Source organism: Butyrivibrio fibrisolvens (genome assembly GCF_023206215.1).
GTDB classification, from domain to species: Bacteria; Bacillota; Clostridia; order Lachnospirales; family Lachnospiraceae; genus Butyrivibrio; species Butyrivibrio fibrisolvens_C.
Genome location: NZ_CP065800.1, coordinates 2,010,624 through 2,031,920 on the forward strand (window position 1 = coordinate 2,010,624; position 21,297 = coordinate 2,031,920).

Annotated in this window: 17 protein-coding genes; 16 read left to right on the top strand and 1 reads right to left on the bottom strand. The window is 39.6% G+C overall.

The genetic code is table 11. The annotated features are described in order from the left end of the window. Window positions 1-213 precede the first annotated feature (213 nt). From I7804_RS08230 to I7804_RS08245, 4 genes are all read left to right on the top strand, one after another. Complete coding sequence (locus I7804_RS08230; RefSeq protein WP_248405894.1) at window positions 214-1,416, top strand: hypothetical protein; 1,203 nt, start codon at window positions 214-216, stop codon at window positions 1,414-1,416. Window positions 1,417-1,828: 412 nt separating this feature from the next. Continuing rightward, the gene (locus tag I7804_RS08235; protein ID WP_248405895.1) at window positions 1,829-3,313 is read left to right on the top strand and encodes a family 43 glycosylhydrolase; all 1,485 of its coding nucleotides are present in this window, start codon (window positions 1,829-1,831) and stop codon (window positions 3,311-3,313) included. 300 nt (window positions 3,314-3,613) lie between these two features. Then, on the top strand, window positions 3,614-4,138 hold the full coding sequence (locus I7804_RS08240; RefSeq protein WP_248405896.1) for a DUF3592 domain-containing protein: 525 nt from the start codon (window positions 3,614-3,616) through the stop codon (window positions 4,136-4,138). A gap of 200 nt (window positions 4,139-4,338) precedes the next feature. Beyond that, window positions 4,339-5,013 carry a hypothetical protein gene (locus I7804_RS08245; RefSeq protein ID WP_248405897.1) on the top strand — a complete coding sequence of 225 codons (675 nt, stop codon included), beginning with the start codon at window positions 4,339-4,341 and terminating at the stop codon, window positions 5,011-5,013. Between the two features lie 140 nt (window positions 5,014-5,153). Here the strand turns inward: I7804_RS08245 and I7804_RS08250 are convergent, their stop codons facing one another. Beyond that, window positions 5,154-6,692 carry a GH39 family glycosyl hydrolase gene (locus I7804_RS08250; protein WP_248405898.1) on the bottom strand — a complete coding sequence of 513 codons (1,539 nt, stop codon included), beginning with the start codon at window positions 6,690-6,692 and terminating at the stop codon, window positions 5,154-5,156. 326 nt (window positions 6,693-7,018) lie between these two features. Between I7804_RS08250 and I7804_RS08255 the strand changes: the two genes are divergently transcribed. The 12 genes from I7804_RS08255 (at window position 7,019) to I7804_RS08310 (ending at window position 21,225) form a co-directional block, all read left to right on the top strand. Beyond that, window positions 7,019-8,008, top strand: coding sequence for a S66 peptidase family protein (locus tag I7804_RS08255; RefSeq protein ID WP_331477886.1), 990 nt, complete (start codon window positions 7,019-7,021; stop codon window positions 8,006-8,008). Window positions 8,009-8,032: 24 nt separating this feature from the next. Then, window positions 8,033-8,884, top strand: coding sequence for a patatin-like phospholipase family protein (locus tag I7804_RS08260; RefSeq protein ID WP_248405899.1), 852 nt, complete (start codon window positions 8,033-8,035; stop codon window positions 8,882-8,884). 466 nt (window positions 8,885-9,350) lie between these two features. After that, on the top strand, window positions 9,351-11,171 hold the full coding sequence (locus I7804_RS08265) for a sensor histidine kinase (RefSeq protein WP_248405900.1): 1,821 nt from the start codon (window positions 9,351-9,353) through the stop codon (window positions 11,169-11,171). Further along, the gene (locus tag I7804_RS08270; RefSeq protein ID WP_248405901.1) at window positions 11,164-12,840 is read left to right on the top strand and encodes a response regulator transcription factor; all 1,677 of its coding nucleotides are present in this window, start codon (window positions 11,164-11,166) and stop codon (window positions 12,838-12,840) included. Before I7804_RS08265 ends, I7804_RS08270 begins: the two co-directional genes overlap by 8 nt. Window positions 12,841-12,994: 154 nt before the next feature. Next, window positions 12,995-13,426 (top strand): hypothetical protein, encoded by a 432-nt coding sequence (locus I7804_RS08275; protein WP_248405902.1) that lies wholly within the window; start codon window positions 12,995-12,997, stop codon window positions 13,424-13,426. Window positions 13,427-13,749: 323 nt separating this feature from the next. Next, window positions 13,750-14,940: a sugar ABC transporter substrate-binding protein gene (locus I7804_RS08280; protein ID WP_027218976.1), complete on the top strand. Its 1,191-nt coding sequence runs from the start codon at window positions 13,750-13,752 to the stop codon at window positions 14,938-14,940. A 168-nt stretch (window positions 14,941-15,108) separates the two neighbouring features. After that, window positions 15,109-16,047 (top strand): ABC transporter permease, encoded by a 939-nt coding sequence (locus I7804_RS08285; RefSeq protein WP_027218977.1) that lies wholly within the window; start codon window positions 15,109-15,111, stop codon window positions 16,045-16,047. Between the two features lie 12 nt (window positions 16,048-16,059). Then, window positions 16,060-17,556, top strand: coding sequence for a sugar ABC transporter ATP-binding protein (locus tag I7804_RS08290; RefSeq protein WP_248405903.1), 1,497 nt, complete (start codon window positions 16,060-16,062; stop codon window positions 17,554-17,556). 13 nt (window positions 17,557-17,569) lie between these two features. Next, complete coding sequence (locus tag I7804_RS08295; RefSeq protein ID WP_248405904.1) at window positions 17,570-18,541, top strand: ABC transporter permease; 972 nt, start codon at window positions 17,570-17,572, stop codon at window positions 18,539-18,541. 66 nt (window positions 18,542-18,607) lie between these two features. Next, window positions 18,608-18,970, top strand: coding sequence for a DUF1284 domain-containing protein (locus I7804_RS08300; protein ID WP_282570523.1), 363 nt, complete (start codon window positions 18,608-18,610; stop codon window positions 18,968-18,970). A gap of 253 nt (window positions 18,971-19,223) precedes the next feature. Further along, on the top strand, window positions 19,224-20,195 hold the full coding sequence (locus I7804_RS08305; RefSeq protein ID WP_248405906.1) for a hypothetical protein: 972 nt from the start codon (window positions 19,224-19,226) through the stop codon (window positions 20,193-20,195). 73 nt (window positions 20,196-20,268) lie between these two features. Further along, window positions 20,269-21,225, top strand: a complete 957-nt coding sequence (locus I7804_RS08310; protein WP_248405907.1) for a hypothetical protein — start codon at window positions 20,269-20,271, stop codon at window positions 21,223-21,225. Window positions 21,226-21,297: the final 72 nt, after the last annotated feature.

Genomic DNA, 21,297 nt, shown 5'->3' on the forward strand with positions numbered 1-21,297 from the left:
TTTTGGGTATAAACAGATACAGTGCAGACTCTGAGTAAGGCTTTACATGATGCATTTTGCAAAAGAAAATGGAATCTCATGCGGGAATATGTCCAAAAAAAGTTAAAAGTTTTTGGTAAATTCAGTAATTATATCGAGTTATTATTTTACTTCTTCGTGTTAAAATAATGCATTGTTGCATGATTGGAAGTAAAAGGAGTATATGAAAAAAGTATGATAAAGAATAAATTCTTAGCTGTATGTGTACTTGCTACAGCTATGTTACTTAGTGGATGTACATCGACTGTTGATGCATCAGAAAGCGGACTTGATACATCTGTTCAGGCTGCACAGAGCGCATCTGAGGGAACTCTTGAAGGAACTGAGCCCGGTGAGTCAGCAACTGACCTTCGTGGTCTCAAAGAGACAGGCCATCAGGCAGTATCAGTTCTTGATGACAGCATAGAAGCTTCAACCTCAGCACCTTCAGTTGAAGCTACAACATTTGATCCCAAGAATTATGCTCTTCCTGCATATGAGAACTCTGATCCGGAATATGGAACAAGGACACTTATGTCTGAAGAGGGATTCAAGAACGCAGTATCAACTTATTGTCATGTGTTTGTTACAGATTATGCTTCACAGGTTACTATAGAGAACTATAATGCGCCTGTGGGAGATATGATCAAGATCCATGCTGTTGTAATAGATACAACTGTTCTTGGAAGCGCCAGCAATCCTGCCAATGTCAATGTCGACTTTGAAGTATCTATAAAGACCGGCATGGGCAAAGTTACTAAGCCTGACGGAACCTATGATGTTGATCTTAAGACTTTCTCATCATATGCAGATCTTGGAGTTGCAGCACAGACTCAGAATACGCTTAACAAGAATGTAGTTACCAGATATGGCGATCTTTATAACATATTCAAGAAAAAGGTCAGCCAGAAATCATCAGATTATCTGTATGGAATATACATAGTCGACTTCGACAATGATGGTGATAAGGAAGGTCTTGCCCTTACAGTATCTATACCTCAGGGCAATGATCCTACAGAATATCTTGCTACTTGTGAAAGCTTCACCAATGCTCATCTTTGGTTTGTAACAGAAGATGGAGTAGCAACTTATGTAGAGCCGCCGGCTGATTATGATATGAGTATTGTATACGGAATGGCCAGCAGTATGTACGGTGATGGAACCAGCGTAGTGATGCTCTCAGCTATAGAGTCAGATTACAATAGATACAGTTATGTTATTGACTTCCATAGCGGCAAACCCAAATTCATTGGCAAGCTCTTAAATGCTTATGTTGACTCTAATGGATTTATAAGTACCTGCGGTGCCCTCAGTATAGGCGGAACTAACTTCAGCTTCCCTGAGACATATGCTATCAATGGTGGCAAGCTTGAGCTTATAAAGTCATATCCTTATTAAATAATAAAAGCAAGACCAGAAGATGCTTTGACTTAGTATGATAATTTTGACCCTTATGTCATATAATAATTTTTAGTAAAAAGTGGTGATCCAATCCAGTGATCATCACTTTTTTCTTTTCATTATAATGAGTTTGTGATTTTATAATCCTTGAACGTAATTTTGTCCGGGGGAGTTTGAGTTAAGTAACAATTCTTGCATATTAAAAAGGTATGATAGCTCTTGTAGCAGCGCTAGTAGTGGACAGATAATATATGACTAAGAGCAAATAATGATATACTTTGCGCATAAATCAATAAGAAATCGTGTAAGATTATTTTTATTATATATGTAGTTGTATTGTAGCGGTATTGTCAGTTCTATATAAAAGAAGTTTAGGTCGCTATATATCTATATGATTGAGGAGGGGTGTATGAAAAATCTTGAACAGAAATTAAATCCATATATGCCGTCATGGGAGTATGTTCCGGACGGAGAACCTTATGTATTCGGAGACAGGGTATATGTATACGGATCTCATGATAAGTTTAATGGAGATGTATATTGTATGCTTGATTATGTGTGCTATTCTGCGCCTGTAGATGATCTTGGTGCATGGCGCTATGAAGGCGTTATCTACCGCAAGGATCAGGATCCTGCCAATGAAGATCTTCAGGGCAATCTGTATGCACCTGCTGTAACTGTTGGCCCTGATGGAAGATATTATCTTTATTATGTACTTAGCTCCTGGGGAGTAGTATCAGTTGCTGTATGCGATGAGCCTGCAGGCAAGTATGAATTCTATGGTTATGTACATCATGCAGATGGAACCTACCTTGGTCAGAAAGATGGAGACGAACCTCAGTTCGATCCGGCAGTCCTTACAGAAGGAGACAGAACCTATCTGTACACAGGATTCTGCGGAGTAGGAGATAAGTCAAGACATGGAGCTATGGGTACGGTTTTAGGACCTGATATGCTGACTATAGTAGAAGGTCCTGTATTTGTAGCACCGGGTGAACCATATAGCCACGATACATCTTTTGACGGACATGCATTCTTTGAAGGTCCTTCTATCCGCAAGAAGGATGGCAAGTACTATTTTATCTTCTCAACACAGCTCTTCCATGAGCTTGGCTATGCTGTAAGTGATGATCCGCTTAAGGGATTTGAATATAAGGGCGTGCTTGTTAGTAACGGTGATCTTAATATAGATACCTATAAGCCAGCAGATAAGCCCATGTTCTACTGTGCCAACAACCACGGAAGCATGGTTCAGATTGGTGATGACTATTATATCTTCTATCACCGCCATACCAATGGAACCAACTACTCAAGGCAGGGCTGCTTTGAAAAGCTCAAAGAAAAGGCTGACGGAACCTTTGAGCAGGCACCTATGACATCATGCTGTGGTATGGAGCCATTAAGAAGTGAGGGTACATATCCTACATATATCGCATGTAATCTTTTTACAGATACAGATGTAACCTACATCCCATGGTCAGGCTGGATGGATGACCGATTCCCTAAGATCACTCAGGAAGGCGGAGATATCATACCCAAGGACCGTATGGAAGCTCCAATATGCTCTGAGCCTATAGTAGAGGATCACGGTTCATGGCGCCGCACTAATTATGCATATATAGCCAATATGAGAGATAGCGCTACTGCCGGATTTAAGTATTTTGACTGCAAGAATGTAAAGAAGATGTCAGTATGTACCAAAGGTTATGCGACAGGAGAGCTTGAAGTCCGTACTAAGTGGGACGGAGAAGTCATAGGATTCTTCGAGATAGGCTATGCCAATGAATGGCATGAAACAAAGGCTGATATCGAGATTCCTGACGGAGTGCATGATCTGTTCTTTACATTTAAGGGAACAGGACATCTGCAGTTCGCTGCATTTTCTTTTTGCTGATACAAAATGACTCCTGGGGGCGGGATTAAGGAACCTTTTCGACCCCCTAGGGCCGGGGTTAAGGGACCATTTCTGTGATATCTATTCTGCGCTTGAGGAATTGCCTGGGTGCTTCAATAAAGCTAAAGAAGAAGGAGTTGTGATCATCCTTCTTCTTTTTTTACGATAAAATGCATTTCATCAAGTAAAAATGGTGTTTCATCGGATATTTAAGATATGAGCCGGCATATCATGTATAATAACGGCGATATAAGTGATCGTTTTTACCATAATTATGTGAGGTTAGAGGAATATTATTAAATGGAAATGAAAATATGTATAAGTGGTATAGTGATTGTTTTTCTTTTAGGAATTGTGCTTTTTGGTGCGTTGTTTCTAATAACCCAAGTATTGTTAGGATTTAGGTGCAAGAATAAGATAGAAGCTGTGCTTGTTGATGTGGAAATAAGTAAAACGGAAGATGGTTCACAACGTGTTGCGGTACCTCATGAATCCAGATATTCAAAGTATAGTAGCTACTCTTACAAGCCAAAGAAGGAATATGTAAACAAAAAAACATATAGATATGCATATAGTCCTGTATACCAGTATGAGTACGATAATTATAGCTTTACCAGACATCCTGTGAACAACTTGGACTATTTTGATAATAAAGTTTTTGAAAAAAAGAATTATAAAATCGGCCAAAAGTGTTACATTTACATAGATCCGAAACGTCCTGCTGTTTGTATGACAAAAAGATTCTCATTGATGAATACAATAATGGCTATCTTCATTATTGCTGGGGGATGCTATATGTTTTTGGCTTTTTTGTTAAAAATATAAACGGTGTCAGATTGGATCATAAAATGTGAATTATTATCGTATTGTGGGGAGGTTTTACTGTGAGTATAAAGAAAAAGAGTTGATTATGCAAGAAGAAACGATCTTAGTACAGTTATGATGGTGAGATTGTTGAAGTAAGAGAATGATGTAATGATCAATTACTATAAATAACAATTAGTTTCGGCAAGGAACAGTATAGCATGGATTATAGAGTAATAGTTACCAAAAGAAGTATATACAACATACTACCTTGGGCAATAATTTATTTCTTGCTACCGATATGTGTATTCTTCGATTTCAAATATGACCTGAATATTTTAAAATGGGTACTCCTGGCTTTTGCCATATATACCATTCCTAGTATTTATTTTGCATTAGTATTTGTAAATGAAAAGATAATTGTGTCTTCTGAGGGAATCATACATATCCTTCCAACCAAGAAAGAACTGGTATATCGTTGGGGGGATGTAAAAAAGGTATATCTGGGTAGTTGTGGTCAGTATGCCAATTCCATGCTGATAATTCTTTTATCTGATCGTAAAAAGCTAAAGATTCCATTTTATTTAAAAGGATACGAGTTACTAAAAGAATACATGGTTGATCACGGAATACTTGGTATGTATTCGGATAGTCCCTTATATTACTACACCAATATGGGAAAGCATTCGAAATATATCTACGATAAATCTTCAAAAATACAGAGTTTTGGAGATAGTAAGGTAGACATCTCAGATGTGATGGATACGGTTGCATCTGGTGAGTATCTACTCGCGTCGGATATCCTGAACCAAAAGACAAATATAGGTATGGACGAAGCGTTTCTATATGTCAGACAGATAAAGTATAAGAATGAGAGAAAAAATAAGAATCAATAATAGCCAATAGGATTAAGAGATATGTCTAAACAATATTATATTTAGAGATAAAAGTAAAAGCCACTATCCAGGTTTGATATGTACCTTTTTACCGGACATCCTGTAAGAGGGGGACATATCTGTATGGGTAGTGGCTTTCTTTATCTTGTAGTTATAGTTCTTTCGTAGCTATAACCTCTGTCGGACTTAACTTTAGACTTAGAAAGCTCGAAATAAACAACTGTTTCCGGATCTAAAGTCTGGTCAAAAGAGATACTGCCTTCGCTTGCTGTGAGTCTGTCTGATGTTACCTGCGGGAAAGCAGCAGATTTTATCAGCTTGGTCTGCTCGCTATTCGGTGTTGCAGGCTCGCCTAGATCATGCCAGAGCTTAAGCGGGTTAGTAGTCTTAGGACTTACTGTCTTTATGATCAGAGTGTATTCATTATCAGCATCCTCGCCCTTAGCAATATCTTCAAGGCTAAGCTTTATATCAAGACTATCATCGGAACTTTCGTTAAATAAGACTCCGGCATATCCCTTTGCAGTCTTTTCTATAACAGCATTATCATTCTTAAATACGCAGCCCTTTCCTAACTTCTTAAGATCTGTATAGAACTTGAATGTCCAGAATGTAGGCTTTGGAATGCTTCCTGCTGCGACAAGTCCAAATCCTCCATGGAAAAGAGAAAATGGAACGCCGGTCTCTTCGAATACGTCACCAAAAGTCCAGTAAGAATAAGACTCGTTCATATCTCCAAGACGTGAAAGCTGACGCGCCATAAGCGCTGCGTTTAAGTTAGTGTCATGGATTACACCCTTTGGAGTATAAGAGGAACTGAATTCTGTGATGTGAATAGGAAGTCCCTTGTATTCGTCATAAGAGTCTATGATATCTCTTGTGGACTGAAGATTGGCAAAGCCTTCTTCTTCATCCATCAAAGCTGAGTAGTCGTAGTGACCGTCGGCTTCAGGGAACTCTATTGTGTAGTGGTGCCTTGTGATAAAGTCAGGCTTTAAGCCACTTTCTTTGCAAAAATCTAGGAAGCCCTTGATCCACTCGGCATCCTTGACGCCGCAGATTGCAGGACCGCCGACCTTGAATGATGGATTGAAATCTTTGATCGCTGTGAAAGTCTCTTTGAAGAGCTTGCAATATTCCTTCACATCGGCATGCTCCCAGAATCCCGGAAGATTAGGCTCGTTCCAGACTTCAATAGGCCATGTAGTCACATCACTTTCACCGTATCTGTCTATGAGATGTGACAGAAGAGCTACTACAAGGTCGCACCATCTTTCGTAAGATTTGGGCGGAGTAGTATTTCCTTTCCAGTAAAAGACAGTCTGAGTACCGCTTGCAAGATCCTTGGGCATAAATCCAAGCTCTATAAATGGACGGATATTGAGCTTTAAATACTCATCCATGATGCGGTCAAGATAGGTATAGTTGTACTCGACTTTATTAATTCCATCCTCTTCATACTCATGGTATATAGCTGTATCATCTGTGAATATGCCGTGGCCACGGATGTGCTTAAAGCCAATCTCTTCCTGTACGAAAGCGAGCTCATCCAGATATTCTTTGGTAAGAGCAAGTCCGAAACGACCTGTTCCCACACAGAAGTCTACATTGTTGTAAAAAGGTGCTGAGTCTGCAGCCTTTACGGATATAGACTTATTTATAGTTTTCTGATTCTCCATATAATCCCCCTTAGATTTAATATAATCTTGAAAATCTGCACCAAATGCAGAACTGATCATCATACAAAAATAATCTAACCAAGTTTTGAACTTATATTCTATCGAATTATTGCTATAATTTTCTCATTTACTTTTGGTCTGTATATATTTAAAATTATTTAATGACACCAGGATTGTGAGAGTTTCGAAGAAACGTTACAATTCGGGTGACACCAGGGTCAAAATTCATTTCGATTCGAGCTTGCTCGAAATCAATTATTTATTCTTGCTGCGGAGGCCTATTATGATAAAACCAAAAAGATTACAAAAAGGGAGATAAGATTGCAATTGTAAGCCTGTCCTGGGGAGGGCTGGGTGATTCCGGGCTTATTCATAAATATGATATTGCAAAAGAGCGTTTGGAACGAGACTTTGGATTAGAGGTTACTTCGATGCCGCATGCCCTTAAAGGGAGTGAGTTTGTTTATTCTAATCCGCAGCTAAGAGCTAAAGACTTAATGGATGCTTTCTTGGATCCTTCCATAAAGGGGATTTTTAGTGCTATCGGAGGCGATGATTCCATAAGATTATTGCCTTACATAGATTATGAGATCATAAGGAATAATCCTAAGATCTTTCTGGGATATTCAGATACTACTGTCACTCATTTTATGATGAACAAGGCCGGTGTGGTTTCCTATTATGGTCCATCCGTTATGGCGGAGTTTGGTGAGTATGTTCAGATGTTTGATTATACCAAGAACTCAGTCACAAATATATTATTTGAAGATTCAAAAGGATATGAGATTATTTCCAGTGATTACTGGTCAGACGATCATGTGTCATGGTCTGAAGAAAATGTAAATAAGAAAAAGAAAACACGTCCGGAGGAGCATCATTATGAAGTGCTGTCTGGAAGTGGTGTTATCACAGGAAAATTATTGGGCGGATGCATTGACGTATTCCCTATGATCGTCGGTACACAGATATGGCCAGATCTTGATGAATGGAAAGATAAGATACTTCTGCTTGAAACAAGCGAAGAAAAGCCTAGCCCTGATCTTATAAAATATTACCTTAGGAATCTTGGCGCACAAGGGATACTGAATAGAATAAAGGGAATTGTTGTAGGAAAGCCTCAGGATGAACAGTTCTATGAGGATTACAAAGAGGTATACAAAGCAGTGTTAAAAGAGTTTGATTGCCAGACCTTACCTGTTATATACAATGTCAACATAGGTCATGCGGTTCCTATCGGGACTCTTCCGTTAGGAATAGAGTATGAAATAAATCTTGACCAAAAAACAATCAGATTACTGGAGTCTGCGACAGAATAGATTACAAAACAATGGAGGATTATCATGCAGCAAAAGATAAAGACAGGCCTTGTCCTTGAAGGCGGCGCTATGCGAGGTATGTTCACGGCAGGCGTTTTAGATGTGATGATGAAAAATGGCATAGACTTTGACGGAGCTATCGGAGTATCCGCAGGAGCGGCTTTTGGATGCAATATAAAATCAAGACAGCCCGGAAGAGTCATAAGATATTCAACCAAATACTGCACAGACTGGAGATTCTCAAGCTGGAAATCTTTTTTCAAAACAGGTGATCTCTACGGCGCAGAGTTTTGCTATAAGACAATACCTTACGAACTTGATCCGATGGATTTTGAAACTTTTGACAAAAATCCTATGGAATTCTACGGAGTATGTACCGATGTAGAGACGGGCAAACCCTACTATCACAGATTCTCAAACGGCATGGGCAAGGATATGTACTATTTTACAGCATCAGCTTCAATGCCTGTGGTATCCAAGATAGTAGAAGTGGACGGTCATAAACTCTTAGATGGAGGAGTAGCAGATTCTATCCCGATAAAGTTCTGGGAGCACAAAGGCTATAACAAAAACGTAGTAGTACTGACTCAGCCCCTTGAATATATCAAAAAGCCCAACAAAATGCTGCCTCTTATAAAAGCTATGTACAAACAATATCCTAACATGGTAGAGGCTGTAAGAGTAAGACACATCCACTACAACAAAACTATAGAATATATAAGAGAAAAAGAACTAAAAGGTGACCTCTTCGTAATAAGACCACCCAAAGCTCTTGAAATAGGCAGCATGGAGCATAACCCAGACGAACTTCGCCGTGTATATGAAATTGGTATAAAAACCATGGAATCTAAGCTTGAAGACTTGAAAAATACCTGAATTAATAAGCTAAATATTTACTATTGTCTATCTGATTATAGCATCATAAAATATAACTAAATTATGAGAAGCAGAAACTATCAATGCTGATCTTGGGGGATTGGCAATAGGTGGAGAGTTTTTGCGTGGACTGCTGGCAGGACACGTGGTATTTAGAGAAGGGACGCAGGAAACTGTTCATCAGGGTGAAGCTCGAAAAAGCTTTCAGCTCTTTGCGAAAACTTACAATTCAGGACGTTAGTAAATAAAATCATAAGCCGATTTTGAAAATGTTCCTGATCTTTCTTAGGGGATTAGGAGCTGAAGTGTAGCACGTCTACGTAAGCGGATAAGACCCTTAGAAAGATCAGGGTTATTTTCACATGAGGCGTTGATTTTATTTACTAACGTCCTGAAGGCAAGATCTTCCTGAAAAACTGAAGGCAAAGCCTTCCTGCATGTGCGTTCATCCTTAGGGGGGAGAGGCGTGAATAAGAAATGGACTATGCGCCATGTGATCATGGCGATCAGTACTTTTTGTACGATTTTTGCTTTGGTTCTTCTTACAGTTTTTTTCTATCTGACATCTCATCGCAAGATCAGCGATGAAAGCATAAGGGAAAGCACTGAAACATTGGGACGTATGGAATACGAGCTTGAGAGCAGGATCCATACGCTGCATGTTCAGATGCAGACCATGTACAATGAAGCAGAGCTTATGGGGGAGCTGAAAAAGAAAACGGATGGCGGGAAAGCTGATCTCAAACCTTTCTATTTTACTGCGTCTGAATATGCCAAAAACCATTTCACATCTACAGATGATCTGGTGGCGATATATATATATGATTCAGATGACTGCCTTGTAAGTTCTTATCGAAAATCTGTTGTTTATTATCCCAATAATTTATATGAAAGTAGTGAAGATACTAATAGTGACAAGATCCTTGAATACGTATACTCCAAGGATACAAGACTTCTTGTTACAGGCTATGATAATCAGGCGGCGGGAAGACAGATAGTACACCTTGTATTAAAACTTCACGGATATACTGACAAAACAAGGTGTTATGGGTATCTTGTATGCGATTTTGACAGTAGCGTCTTTTCAGATATCATGCACAAATATACTTCATCGGATAATGTCATCATGTGGCTTCAAAGCTGCAGTGATGATGTCATAACCACCATAGGATACAGTGATGGAGCTGAGAAGATATTTGCAGATATAAGTAGAATCGTCTTAGATACCAAGGGTCGTGACAACCTGTCGCTGGGCGTTGAATATGACGATTACTACTTGACCTCCAAGGCCTTTGACCATCATAGCATAAATGCATTTATGCTTACTCCTATGTCCCTTGCTCTTGCTACCCAGAGCACTCTTTTTAGGACACTTATCGTCACATCTATTATCATGATGTTCTTTACGTTTATTGTTAGTTCTTTTATCGCAGGATTTTATTCCAAGTCGGTTGAAGATATGCAGAAGACTGTATACCGCATCAGAAATGGAGAGACGGAGCTAAGGTTATCTCCCAGGGAAAAAGGCGGAACCAAGGAGCTTGAGATACTTGGTACTGAGTTCAATGATCTTCTTGATCAGATAGAGAAGATGATAGCTGAGAAATATGAGTACCAGCTTCTTATGGAGAGAACAGAATATCAGGCTCTTCAAGCTCAGATCAATCCTCATTTCCTATACAATACTCTGGATACTATGAGCGGCATAGCTAATTCCCAGGGCTGTACTATGGTAAGTGGTCTGTGTCAGTCGCTCTCTGCAATCTTCAGATACAGTCTCGATATATCGGATGCACCATCTACTATAGAGAATGAACTTGTACATGTGCGTAACTATCTATACGTAATGGATGTTAGAAATGGTAATAGTATACAACATGAGTTTGATATCAAAAGCGAAGTCCTTCAGGATGAGATCCCCAGGATCACGATCCAGCCTATAGTTGAGAATTCTATTAATCATGGACTTCGCTATGTTAAGAGAAAAGATAAAAAACTCTTTATAAAGGCAGAGCATATCTATGAAGGAAAGAAAAAGTACCTGACAATATCCATAGAAGATAACGGCATCGGTATGGATGTGGGGGGACTTAATGAAGAGCTTTCTAAAAACAGTATTTCAAGAGTTGAGAAGGGTAAGTCCATAGGAATACTTAATGTTAATGCCCGTATCAAAAAGGCTTATGGTGACGGCTACGGGATACACGTATATAGCGAGAATGATAATAATGGAACAAGGGTAGTTATCAAGCTGCCCATAAGGCAAAGGGGGGAGGAAGTTGTCTAAAAGAAGGTATAAGGTACTTGCAGCTGATGATGAATATTGGAGTAGAGAGAACATCAGGACTCTTTTGCCATGGGATACATATTCAATAGATTTCTTAGAGCCTGCACAGGATGGGGAGGAGGTTCTTGAGAGAATCCCTGTAGAAAAGCCCGATATAGTGATGACTGATATCAATATGCCCTTCATGGACGGGCTGGAGCTTCTTAATAAGATCCATGAGATGTATCCGGATATCGTATCTGTTGCAATATCCGGTTATGACGATTTTGAGAAAGTTAAGGGAGTATTTCTAAATGGCGGTATCGATTATCTGTTAAAACCTGTAGGTAGAGAGCAGATGGTCGATGTACTCAAGAAGTCACTGGAAGCTCTGGAGAGCAAGGGGAGCGATTATGTTGTATCTTCTTTTGTAGAGGATAGTGAGCTTTCCATGATCCTGTCAGGTAAGCTATATCAGGCCAAAAAACAGACTGAGATATCTGCAACAAGGAATGTGGAGCATATTCCTTCACTGCTTCTAAAATTCCATGATACCTCTAAGATAAGTCAGATGTACCAAAATGATATGGCCAAAATGTCTCTTGGAATCAAGAACATGATAAGGGAAGTTACTTTTCGTTTTGAAAATGATGATAATAGTATAGTTTTGTTTAACTATAGTACCAAGGTCAATGAATTTATCATGTGCAGCTCTTTTGGCGAAGAGGTGCTGTTAGAGATTGCAAAGGGGATCCTTGATAAGTTCTCATTGGATGAATATGGCCCCATAACTGTTGTTTATAAGGCTAAGACTCAGGCCGTAGCTGATATGGCTAAGACCTACCGCGATATGATAACAGGACTTATGAACAGACCCTTTGACAAGAGGCATGCGATCGTAAATTCTGACAAGGGTTTGGTTTATACCAAGGCGGATGAAGGTAACGGACCTCTTATCTATTATCTAAGACCAGATTCTAAAGAAAAACAGTTTATACGTGATGGGGGAAGGTCTGTCTATGACAGGACTCTTACAAGAAGTCTGGAAAAAGAGATAATAGATGCCATAAACAAGGAAAGCGCCTATGCCTTGACCAAGTGCCTTATAGAAAAAAGCGGCCTTATCAGCTGCGATGAAGATGGCTGGACTTTGTTCGAAATATCGCAGTACATTGCAAGGCTTGGAGGCATCATCTGGGGGATGGATAATCTTCCTAAAGCTGCATATGAAAACAGGGAAGAGATTGAGAATGGCATTGGCTATGCTCAGATGATGCTTGATAAAGAAAGCCTTCTAGACAATATAAAACTTGCAGTATCCATGATATGTGAAGATAACGGTGCATCGGTGGATACTTCAATAATGGGACAGGTCGAGCAGATCCATGACTTATTATTAAAAAGATACTATGAGCATTTTACGCTGTCTCATCTTGGAGAGCAGTATCATGTAGATCCTACCTATCTTTCAAGAGTCTTTTCTCAAAGATATGGAGAGTCTATAACAGCTTTTATCGCAAGGATCAGGATAGAGAAGGCTATCGAACTGATGATAAGGAAGCAAAGTTTTGAAGCTATATCATTTGAAGTGGGGTATGAAGACTATAACTATTTTAGCAGAGTATTCAGGAAGCAGACCGGGATGAGTCCGAGTGAATATAAGAAGAAGCTGGAGGAGAGTCATATATAAAGAGGAAATCCGCGATAGATAAGAGTACCTGAAAAAGAAACCAGTGATGTAGAAGAATACTTGAATCAAAAGTGAATCTGTGACGTATAAGAATACTTGTATCAAGAGTGAATCTGTAATGAATAAGATTATATGTATGAAGAGGGGGATTGTAATGAATAAGATTATTTGTATAAAAAAGGCGATCGTAATAGGAATAACATCCTGCATTCTTATAGGCTGCGGCAAAAGCGAACCTGCTATAGATGGTGTCGTAGATATCTTTGATTATGTATCAGTTGATTTTGACGGCGCTAACGGACAGGGCAAGGCCAATGTAGTCATAGATTATGACAACTTGGAACTTGAGATGGTAGGAGGAAGAGACAAGCTTGAAGCACTTGATGATGTGGAGGATCTAGGCACTTTGAATAAATATATCAATGTATGCGCATCACTATCATTTTCCTCGGATAAGTATACAGAGCTATCTAATGGAGATGTTGTGACAGTTTCGGTTGTATATGACAAGGAAGCTGCCAACATGGCAGGAGTAGTCTTTGGAGATGAGCTGTCCCATGAATATACGGTAAGTGGTCTTAAGTAGGGTCATATACTTTTTATAAACTCAAACTTCCAAGTGGGAAGTTTGCAAATAAAGTATTCAAGGATATTGTATAGCTCAAGTGATAAGGTAATTATTTGTATGGTACTTTTTGTAAAAGGAATAGGACGAATTTAAAAATCGTCCTATTTTTTTTGAAAAATATTCCTAACAGGTTATGGGCAGGATAAAAGATAATGTCTTTAGATACAGCAGGGCTACGCATAGGAAGGGAATATTGACATTTATATAATGACATTCCCAGGTAATGTTGTATAAGACCTGCAGGGGAAGATTTTTCTACTAATGAAGGAGGATGTTTTTTTATGAAAAAACTAAGCAAAAAGCTGATGGCGGCAATTTGTACTTCGGCTCTTATGGTAGGGACTATAGGATGTAGTTCATCTTCTGGCGGCGGAGCTGAAGGCGGCGCCGGATCAGCAGGTGGGGGATCAGGGAGTCAGGAAGCTCAATCGGATATTACTATAGGCGTGTCTATATGGAGTTCTACAGACGTACTCGGAAGCCAGTGCAAGAAGGTTGTAGATAAGGCAGCAGGTGCTCTTGGTGTTAAGACTCAGTGGGTTGACCAGGGACATGTATCAGAGCAGGTTACAGCATCTGTTGAGACTTTGTGCGCAGCAGGATGTCAGGGCATCATCATTTGTAACTCGGCTGATTCCGAGATGACCTCAGCTATCAATACCTGTGATGAGTACGGCGTATATATCGCTCAGTTCTTCCGTATCATCTCAGAGAAGAATAGCCCTGAAGTTTATAAGACAGCCTGCAACTCCAAGTATTATGTTGGCGCAGTTCACGAAGATGAGGTTACCAACGGATACACACTCGTTAATCTCCTTATTGAGAACGGCGACAGGAATATAGGACTTGAAGCTTGGACAGTAGGTGATGCTACATTCCAGGCTAGATGGGAAGGATATCAGAAGGCTGTTGATGAGTGGAATGCAGCTAATCCTGATGATCAGGTTACTATGAGTGAGCCTGTATATGCCAATACATCTTCTGAAGAAGGTGCGGCAGCAGCTATGTCACTTTATAACTCAATGCCCGGTATGGATGCACTTATTGTAGCAGGCGGCGGTGGAGATCCTCTTGTTGGCTCTATTGGAGCTTTTGACAATGCAGGTCTTACAGGTCAGATAGATGTAGTATCAACAGACTTCCTTGATGATCTTGCTGATCAGCTGTCATCAGGCGGTATGTATGCAGAGTCAGGCGGACATTTCTGTGATCCTCTTTTTGCATTCCTTATGGTTTATAACGCTGTTCAGGGCAACTATGTTAAGGAAGCAGGTACATTCGGATATGAGATTCTCTTCCCTTATATCTATGTATCATCTCCTGAAGATTATTCTAATTATGAACAGTACTTTGTAAATGCAGATCCATATACAGATGAAGAGATCAAAACTATGGCAGGATACAGCTTTGAGGATCTTAACAAGGCTGCAAGCGAATTATCAATTGACGATGTTATAGCTCGTCACCAGTAATATAAGCTGCAATTTATATGCCGTACAACTATCACTTGGGCTGTACGGCATATTTTCTTATAAGACAGTACTTGGTGCTGACATCTGTTTTTTAATAACGAGATCTTATAAAAATATATCAAAACATTTTTTTGCATGTAAATAATAAACTCTAGGAGATGAGCGTTTATGAAGAAGTTTAAAGAAAGCCAGTGGTATGGAATAGTCATTCTGGTACTCATGGCCATCTTGTTCTGGTCTGTATTTAAGATACTAAGACCCGATACATTTGGTTCTCCGGACAAAGTGCTCCAGTATATCAAAACTGCATTTATATATGCAATTGGTGGATGCGGTCTATACTTTATCTGCGTTATGGGACCATTCGACTTTTCAGTTGGTGCAAATATCGTTTTATCAGCAGTTGTAGCTGTAACTGCAAGTAAGTATTTTGGCTATGCAGGACTCATCATAGCTCCGCTATTATGCGGTACTTTGGTGGGACTATGCAACGGCATCGTGTACATGAAACTTCAGATATCGTCACTTATCGTAACGGTAGGTCTTTCGCTTATATATGAGGCACTGGCTATTTTTGCAACTAATGGTAAAGAAGCTGTCCTTGACAAGAATCTGCGTGCCTTTGGCGATTATCCATGGAACATTGTTCTGGCATTTTCTGCATACCTCATATGCGGTTTTATCCTAAGGTACACCAAGTTTGGAACATACGTTTATGCTATAGGAAGTAACGAAGTTGTCGCAAGGAACATGGGCGTTAATGTAAAAAAGTACAAGATCCTTGCATTTACAGTATGCGGATTCTTCGTAGGCATCCAGAGTATTCTTACAATAAGCTATGGAACATCTATGACATCTGCTTCCAACCTTGCATCCATGAGCCGTAACTTCACACCGCTTATGGGAACCTTCTTCGGACTTGCATTCAGGAAATATGGCCATCCTATTGTGGCAATAGTAATAGGAGAGATCATAATATCACTTATGTTCAACGGATTCGTAGCACTTGGTGCACCTATCACTATACAGAACGTGATCACAGGTATCGCGCTTCTTGCAATCGTAACTATGACAACAAAGCCGGTCAAAGGGCTGGTAGTAAAGTAAAAGGAGAGGAACATGAGCGAAGTACTATTACATGCCGAAGACATAGACAAGCGCTTTGGTATAACACATGCCGTGAATCATGTTACTTTGGACTTTTACAAAGGCGAGATTCACGCGCTTATAGGAGAGAACGGCTCCGGCAAGTCAACATTCACATCGATGCTTACCGGAATATATGAAAAGGGCGGCGGCACTTTTACCCTTGAGGGCAAAGAGATAAATCCCAAGAACCAGGTAGAAGCCAACTATGAAGGCGTGGCGATCATAGTTCAGGAAGTTGGCACACTTTCAGGCCTCACCGTTGCTGAGAATATTTTCTTGGGAAAAGAAGATGAGTTTACCAAAAAAGGTATCAAAAATTCCAAAGCTATGAACAAGAAGGCTCAGGAACTCCTCGACAGCTATGGTTTTAACCACATCAAGGCTACAGCCCTTATTGATACCTATAATTTCGAGGAAAGAAAACTTATCGAAATAGTTAAGGCAACCCACTTCGGACCAAAGATCCTCGTTGTCGATGAGACGACCACAGCTCTTGGACATGAAGGAAGAGCCGAGCTTTTCAAAGTTATGAAGAAGGTAAGGGATAGCGGTAACTGCGTTATTTTCATATCCCATGACCTTGAAGAAGTAATAGAACAGTCTGATAACATATCTGTTCTTCGTGACGGGGTTTTGATCAATACAATATCAGCTAAGGGTGCAACACCTGATGACCTCAAAAAGCTTATGGTTGGTCGCGAGATGAGTGATAACTATTACCGCACCGATTATGGCGAAGAGATAAGCAACGAAGTAGTTCTTCGCGGCGAGCATATAAGCGTAAGGGATGAGCTTGATGACTTCAACGTAGAACTTCATAAGGGTGAGATACTCGGAATCGGCGGTCTGTCTGAATGCGGAATGCATGAAGTCGGCAAGGCCCTCTTCGGAGCTTCCTATGACAGAGAAGGCACCGTGACCTTATATGACGGAACCAGGATCAACGACATCCCGGATGCCATAAGCCACTCCATAGCCTATGCATCCAAGGACAGAGACACCGAATCACTTGTTATTAACGACACCATCAAGGACAACATCTGCCTTCCTTCAATAGAGAATCTTAAGAGAAAAAAGATTCTGCACGACAAGGACATGACAAGCTTTGCAGAAAAGTTCGCCAAGCAGATGTCTACCAAGATGGAGAGTGTCAACCAGTTCGTGTCAGCTCTTTCCGGTGGTAACAAGCAGAAAGTCGTCCTCGCCAGATGGATTGGCAAGGACTCAGATATCATCATCCTTGACTCACCCACAAGAGGAATCGATGTCAAGGTTAAGGCTGATATCTACTCAATGATGGATGAGATGAGAAAAAATGGTAAGTCCATCATTATGATCTCGGAAGAGATCATGGAACTTATCGGTATGAGCGACAGGATTCTGACAATGAAAGATGGTAAAGTAAGCGGCGAATTCAAACGTTCAAAGGAGCTTACAGATGAAGACCTTATTGCAAAGATGGTTTAAAGGGGGAAAAGAAATGAGCGATTTTGCTATTATGAATAAAAAGGGAAAATCTGATGTTTCCTTCTTTGACAAAAATACATTAAGAACTGCAATGCCCTTCATAGGATTCCTTCTTATCTGCCTTATCTTTTATATACTTACAGGCGGTAAGATATTTGCTGCAGCTAATATAAAACTCCTCTTCAGTCAGACTTACATGCTGATGATAGCATCTTCCGGAGTATTCATGGTAATGACAATGGGCGGACTCGACTTTTCCCAAGGTTCAATGCTGGGTGTATGCTCAATCGTCATATGTTACCTCTCCAACTACAACATAGTGCTCGCCATGCTCGGCGGCGTTGCAGTCGGCGGACTTGTAGGACTTATAAACGGATACTTTAACGTTAAGCGCAAGATCACATCATTCATCGTTACTATCTGTATGATGTACCTGCTGCGCGGCGTTGTAGCATACGCAACCACCAAGTCCCCTGTATATGGCGTAAGCGACATTGCCAAGTACAACACACTTGGATTTAACCTCACATTTACAGTGATCATTCTCCTGGTGCTCTTTGTAGCCTTCACCTACACAGGTCTTGGCAACAGACTTAAAGCCATCGGCGCAGGCGAAACCGCCGCAAGATTCGCGGGTATCAGAGTTGAAAGAACCAAGATGCTCATCTACATTCTTGCTGGCTGCGTAACAGGACTTGCAGCATTCATTAACTCAGTAAAAGTCGGTTCCGTAACATCAACAGCCGGTAACCAGCTTGAAACCCAGATCATGATCGCCCTCGTACTCGGCGGAATGCCCGTAAATGGCGGCGCTAAAGTTAAATTCTACAACATCATCCTGGGCGTATTTACTTATAAGATACTTGCATCCGGCCTTGTAATGATGGGCCTTACATCTCAGATCCAGCAGCTGCTCCTCGGAATCATCTTCCTCGTAGAGGTAGCGATCTTCTCAGATAGAAAGACGGGAATGATCGTGAAGTAAAAGCAAGATAGAACCTTCTTTAAATGAATAAAGTGCATTATTAAAGTAAAAATACACACACTGTATATATCGTGTGTATTTTTACTTTATCTTTGTGTTGCTTTCACAGACCATATGGGAATGGTAATACGAGAATTTGAGGAAAATCCATTGCAGAAGATTGTGCTACAAGTTGAGACGGATATTGTATGCAAGAACTGCCCTAATAATGAATCTGGCATCTGTACCAGTAAGGATAAGGTTGAGCGATACGACCGTGGCGTCTTAGAAGCATGTGGACTTAGTGAAGGAACCGAGATCTCATATGAAAAATTTTTGAAAAAAGTCCGAGAATTTGTCATAGAGACAGGCAGGCGAGAAGAAATATGCGGAGATTGTAGCTGGGATTATATTTGTAGGAATAAGAGTGTTAATAGAATATGTGATTAAACAGGAAATTAGAAAGTAGGGCAGTACATGATATGTATATTGTGTACTGCCTTTTCTTTTGCCATTAAAGTCTTTTGTCATCATAGTTTTTCATCAAAGTCTTTTAACTAACAAAGGAAATGGAAGAATTACATTTTATCTTATAAAATCGACCGATTATCGGATCTTGTGGTTTTAAGTTTGGAATAATGATAATCTTGGTAATGTCAGTAGGTAAAAATCCATTATAAAATTTAGAAAAGAGAGAGACGGTATGAAGAACAATACAAAAGTTTTTGTAGCAGTTCTGGTAGTTTTAGTAATAGGCGTTGTTACTTTGGGGTCAGCATTATTTCTTACGTCCTGGATCAGGGACAGAATACCGGAAACAGAAGAGGAAGAATACTCTTCAAACGATGAAGATAGATCCAAAGAGGAAAAAGATCTATACGATGAAGACAAGTACATCGGCTTTACCTACGGAGGAGGCGGCTGGGGATCATATTTTGAATGTGCCGGCGGCGATGTGATCATATATAACGACGGCAGGGCAGAGCTTATATTTGAAGATGAAGTAGTTTATGAGACCACTGTTGATATTGATGATCTTAAAGATAAGATTGACAGAGATGACCTTAGAACCATGAAGATAAAAGAGGACACAAGCGTCTGCGATGGAGACTCTGAGTACATTTATCTTTATCTGAAGGATGGTACAAAAAAGGATGTTGGCGGTTATATGGTAAACACCAAGAAGTTCAATCGCTATTTTTCAGTTCTGCTTTCAGCTTTTAAACAGGGCGAGCTTGAGAATGCTCTGTATGAGGCAAAGCTTATTTATGCAAAAGCTAATAATATCTGTTCCTATGAAGGCTGGGACCTTGTAGATTATGTTGCTGAAATTACAGACATTGAGCTAGGCGACCTTTACTGCATGGCTGAGGGCGAGGTCGAAATCGATTATTCAGAAGGATACAGTGAACTTGCTTATATCCGTATCAGCTTGTTTAATGGCGCTACAGAAACCATTGAAGAGCAATTTGCCGAAAGAGACAGGGAGATTAAAGAAGTAAATTCCATCCCGGGATATAAGGACCACGAGATTGCGCAGTTGCTTAAATCAGAAAATTGCATAGGAGTTTATTACTTCTTTGATGATGGCTGGAATGGCGCCAAGACAAGGTCTATGGAGATGTATCTTACGACAGATGATGAGGGGAATGAGTATCTGTACTTTTTTGAGTGATTGAAAAACATAAGAAGTGTTTATAACGGCGTCATGAAAATTCAATTATTTGTGAGGATTAACGGAATTAGAGATGAATTTTAAAAATACGTATTATTCTAAAAATGGCAAGATGGTGTTTAGACTTGATATGACACCACTTACAATATTATGGCTAGTGATAGCAGTGCTCTTTATAGTTATTGGAGTATTATTTGATGACTGGGCTACAAGAATATTCTGTATTGCATTTGCACTTGTACCGGCACCAATTTTTTATCCGTTTAGATATCTCATTATAACAGACACAGAATTCGTCATGAGTTTTGGCATTTTCAGGAGAAAAATTAAGTTCAGCGATGTTGAAAAATGCATCGTTAGAAAAGGCTATATTAGTCAGTATAATTGCATTTACTGTTTTGATGCCAACGGCAAAAGAAAATCATTTGGACTAGCTTACTATGAAAACATTGATAAGATATATCATGAGCTTTCAAAGCACGTAAAAAATATAGAGGTATTCCGTGATGGAGATTATGAATTTCGTGAGAACAAGTTATCTGACGAGGCAAAGAAGATTATTGAGGTATCTTTACAAAAGCCAAAAAGGATTGTGTATTTATTTATTGCAATCCTCTTTTTTGCGGTGGCAGGAGGTATAAGTTATTACATTTATAGTGAATGGGATAGCTTTTATACATTATCAGACAGGATATGTTTTCATTACGGCTATCCTGTTTTTATCCTGGTTATGGTTTTGTTAGCGTTTGTATGTCTTAATGATGCATTTGCCTATATAAAGGTGAAGGACGAAACCATAGTTATTAAAGGCTTATATTCAAAAAAACGCTTGATCAAACCAGGAGATATTCGCAAATGGCGAAAAAATGTGGAATTTAGCATAGTTAAACGACAATTGCTTATATCTAAAGAAATCAGGATCACTGATTACAACGGTAAAGAGCATAAAATCTCTTCTGCACAGACAGAGTATTTTGATGAAGTTCTGAATTTTTTGAAGACATATGCTTCTAACAAGGAAAGTAAATAATCAGTATAAACAAGCTTTATTGAATCTAGTACTATTAACAAGAAAGGATTAACGCGCTAATATGCGTGATTT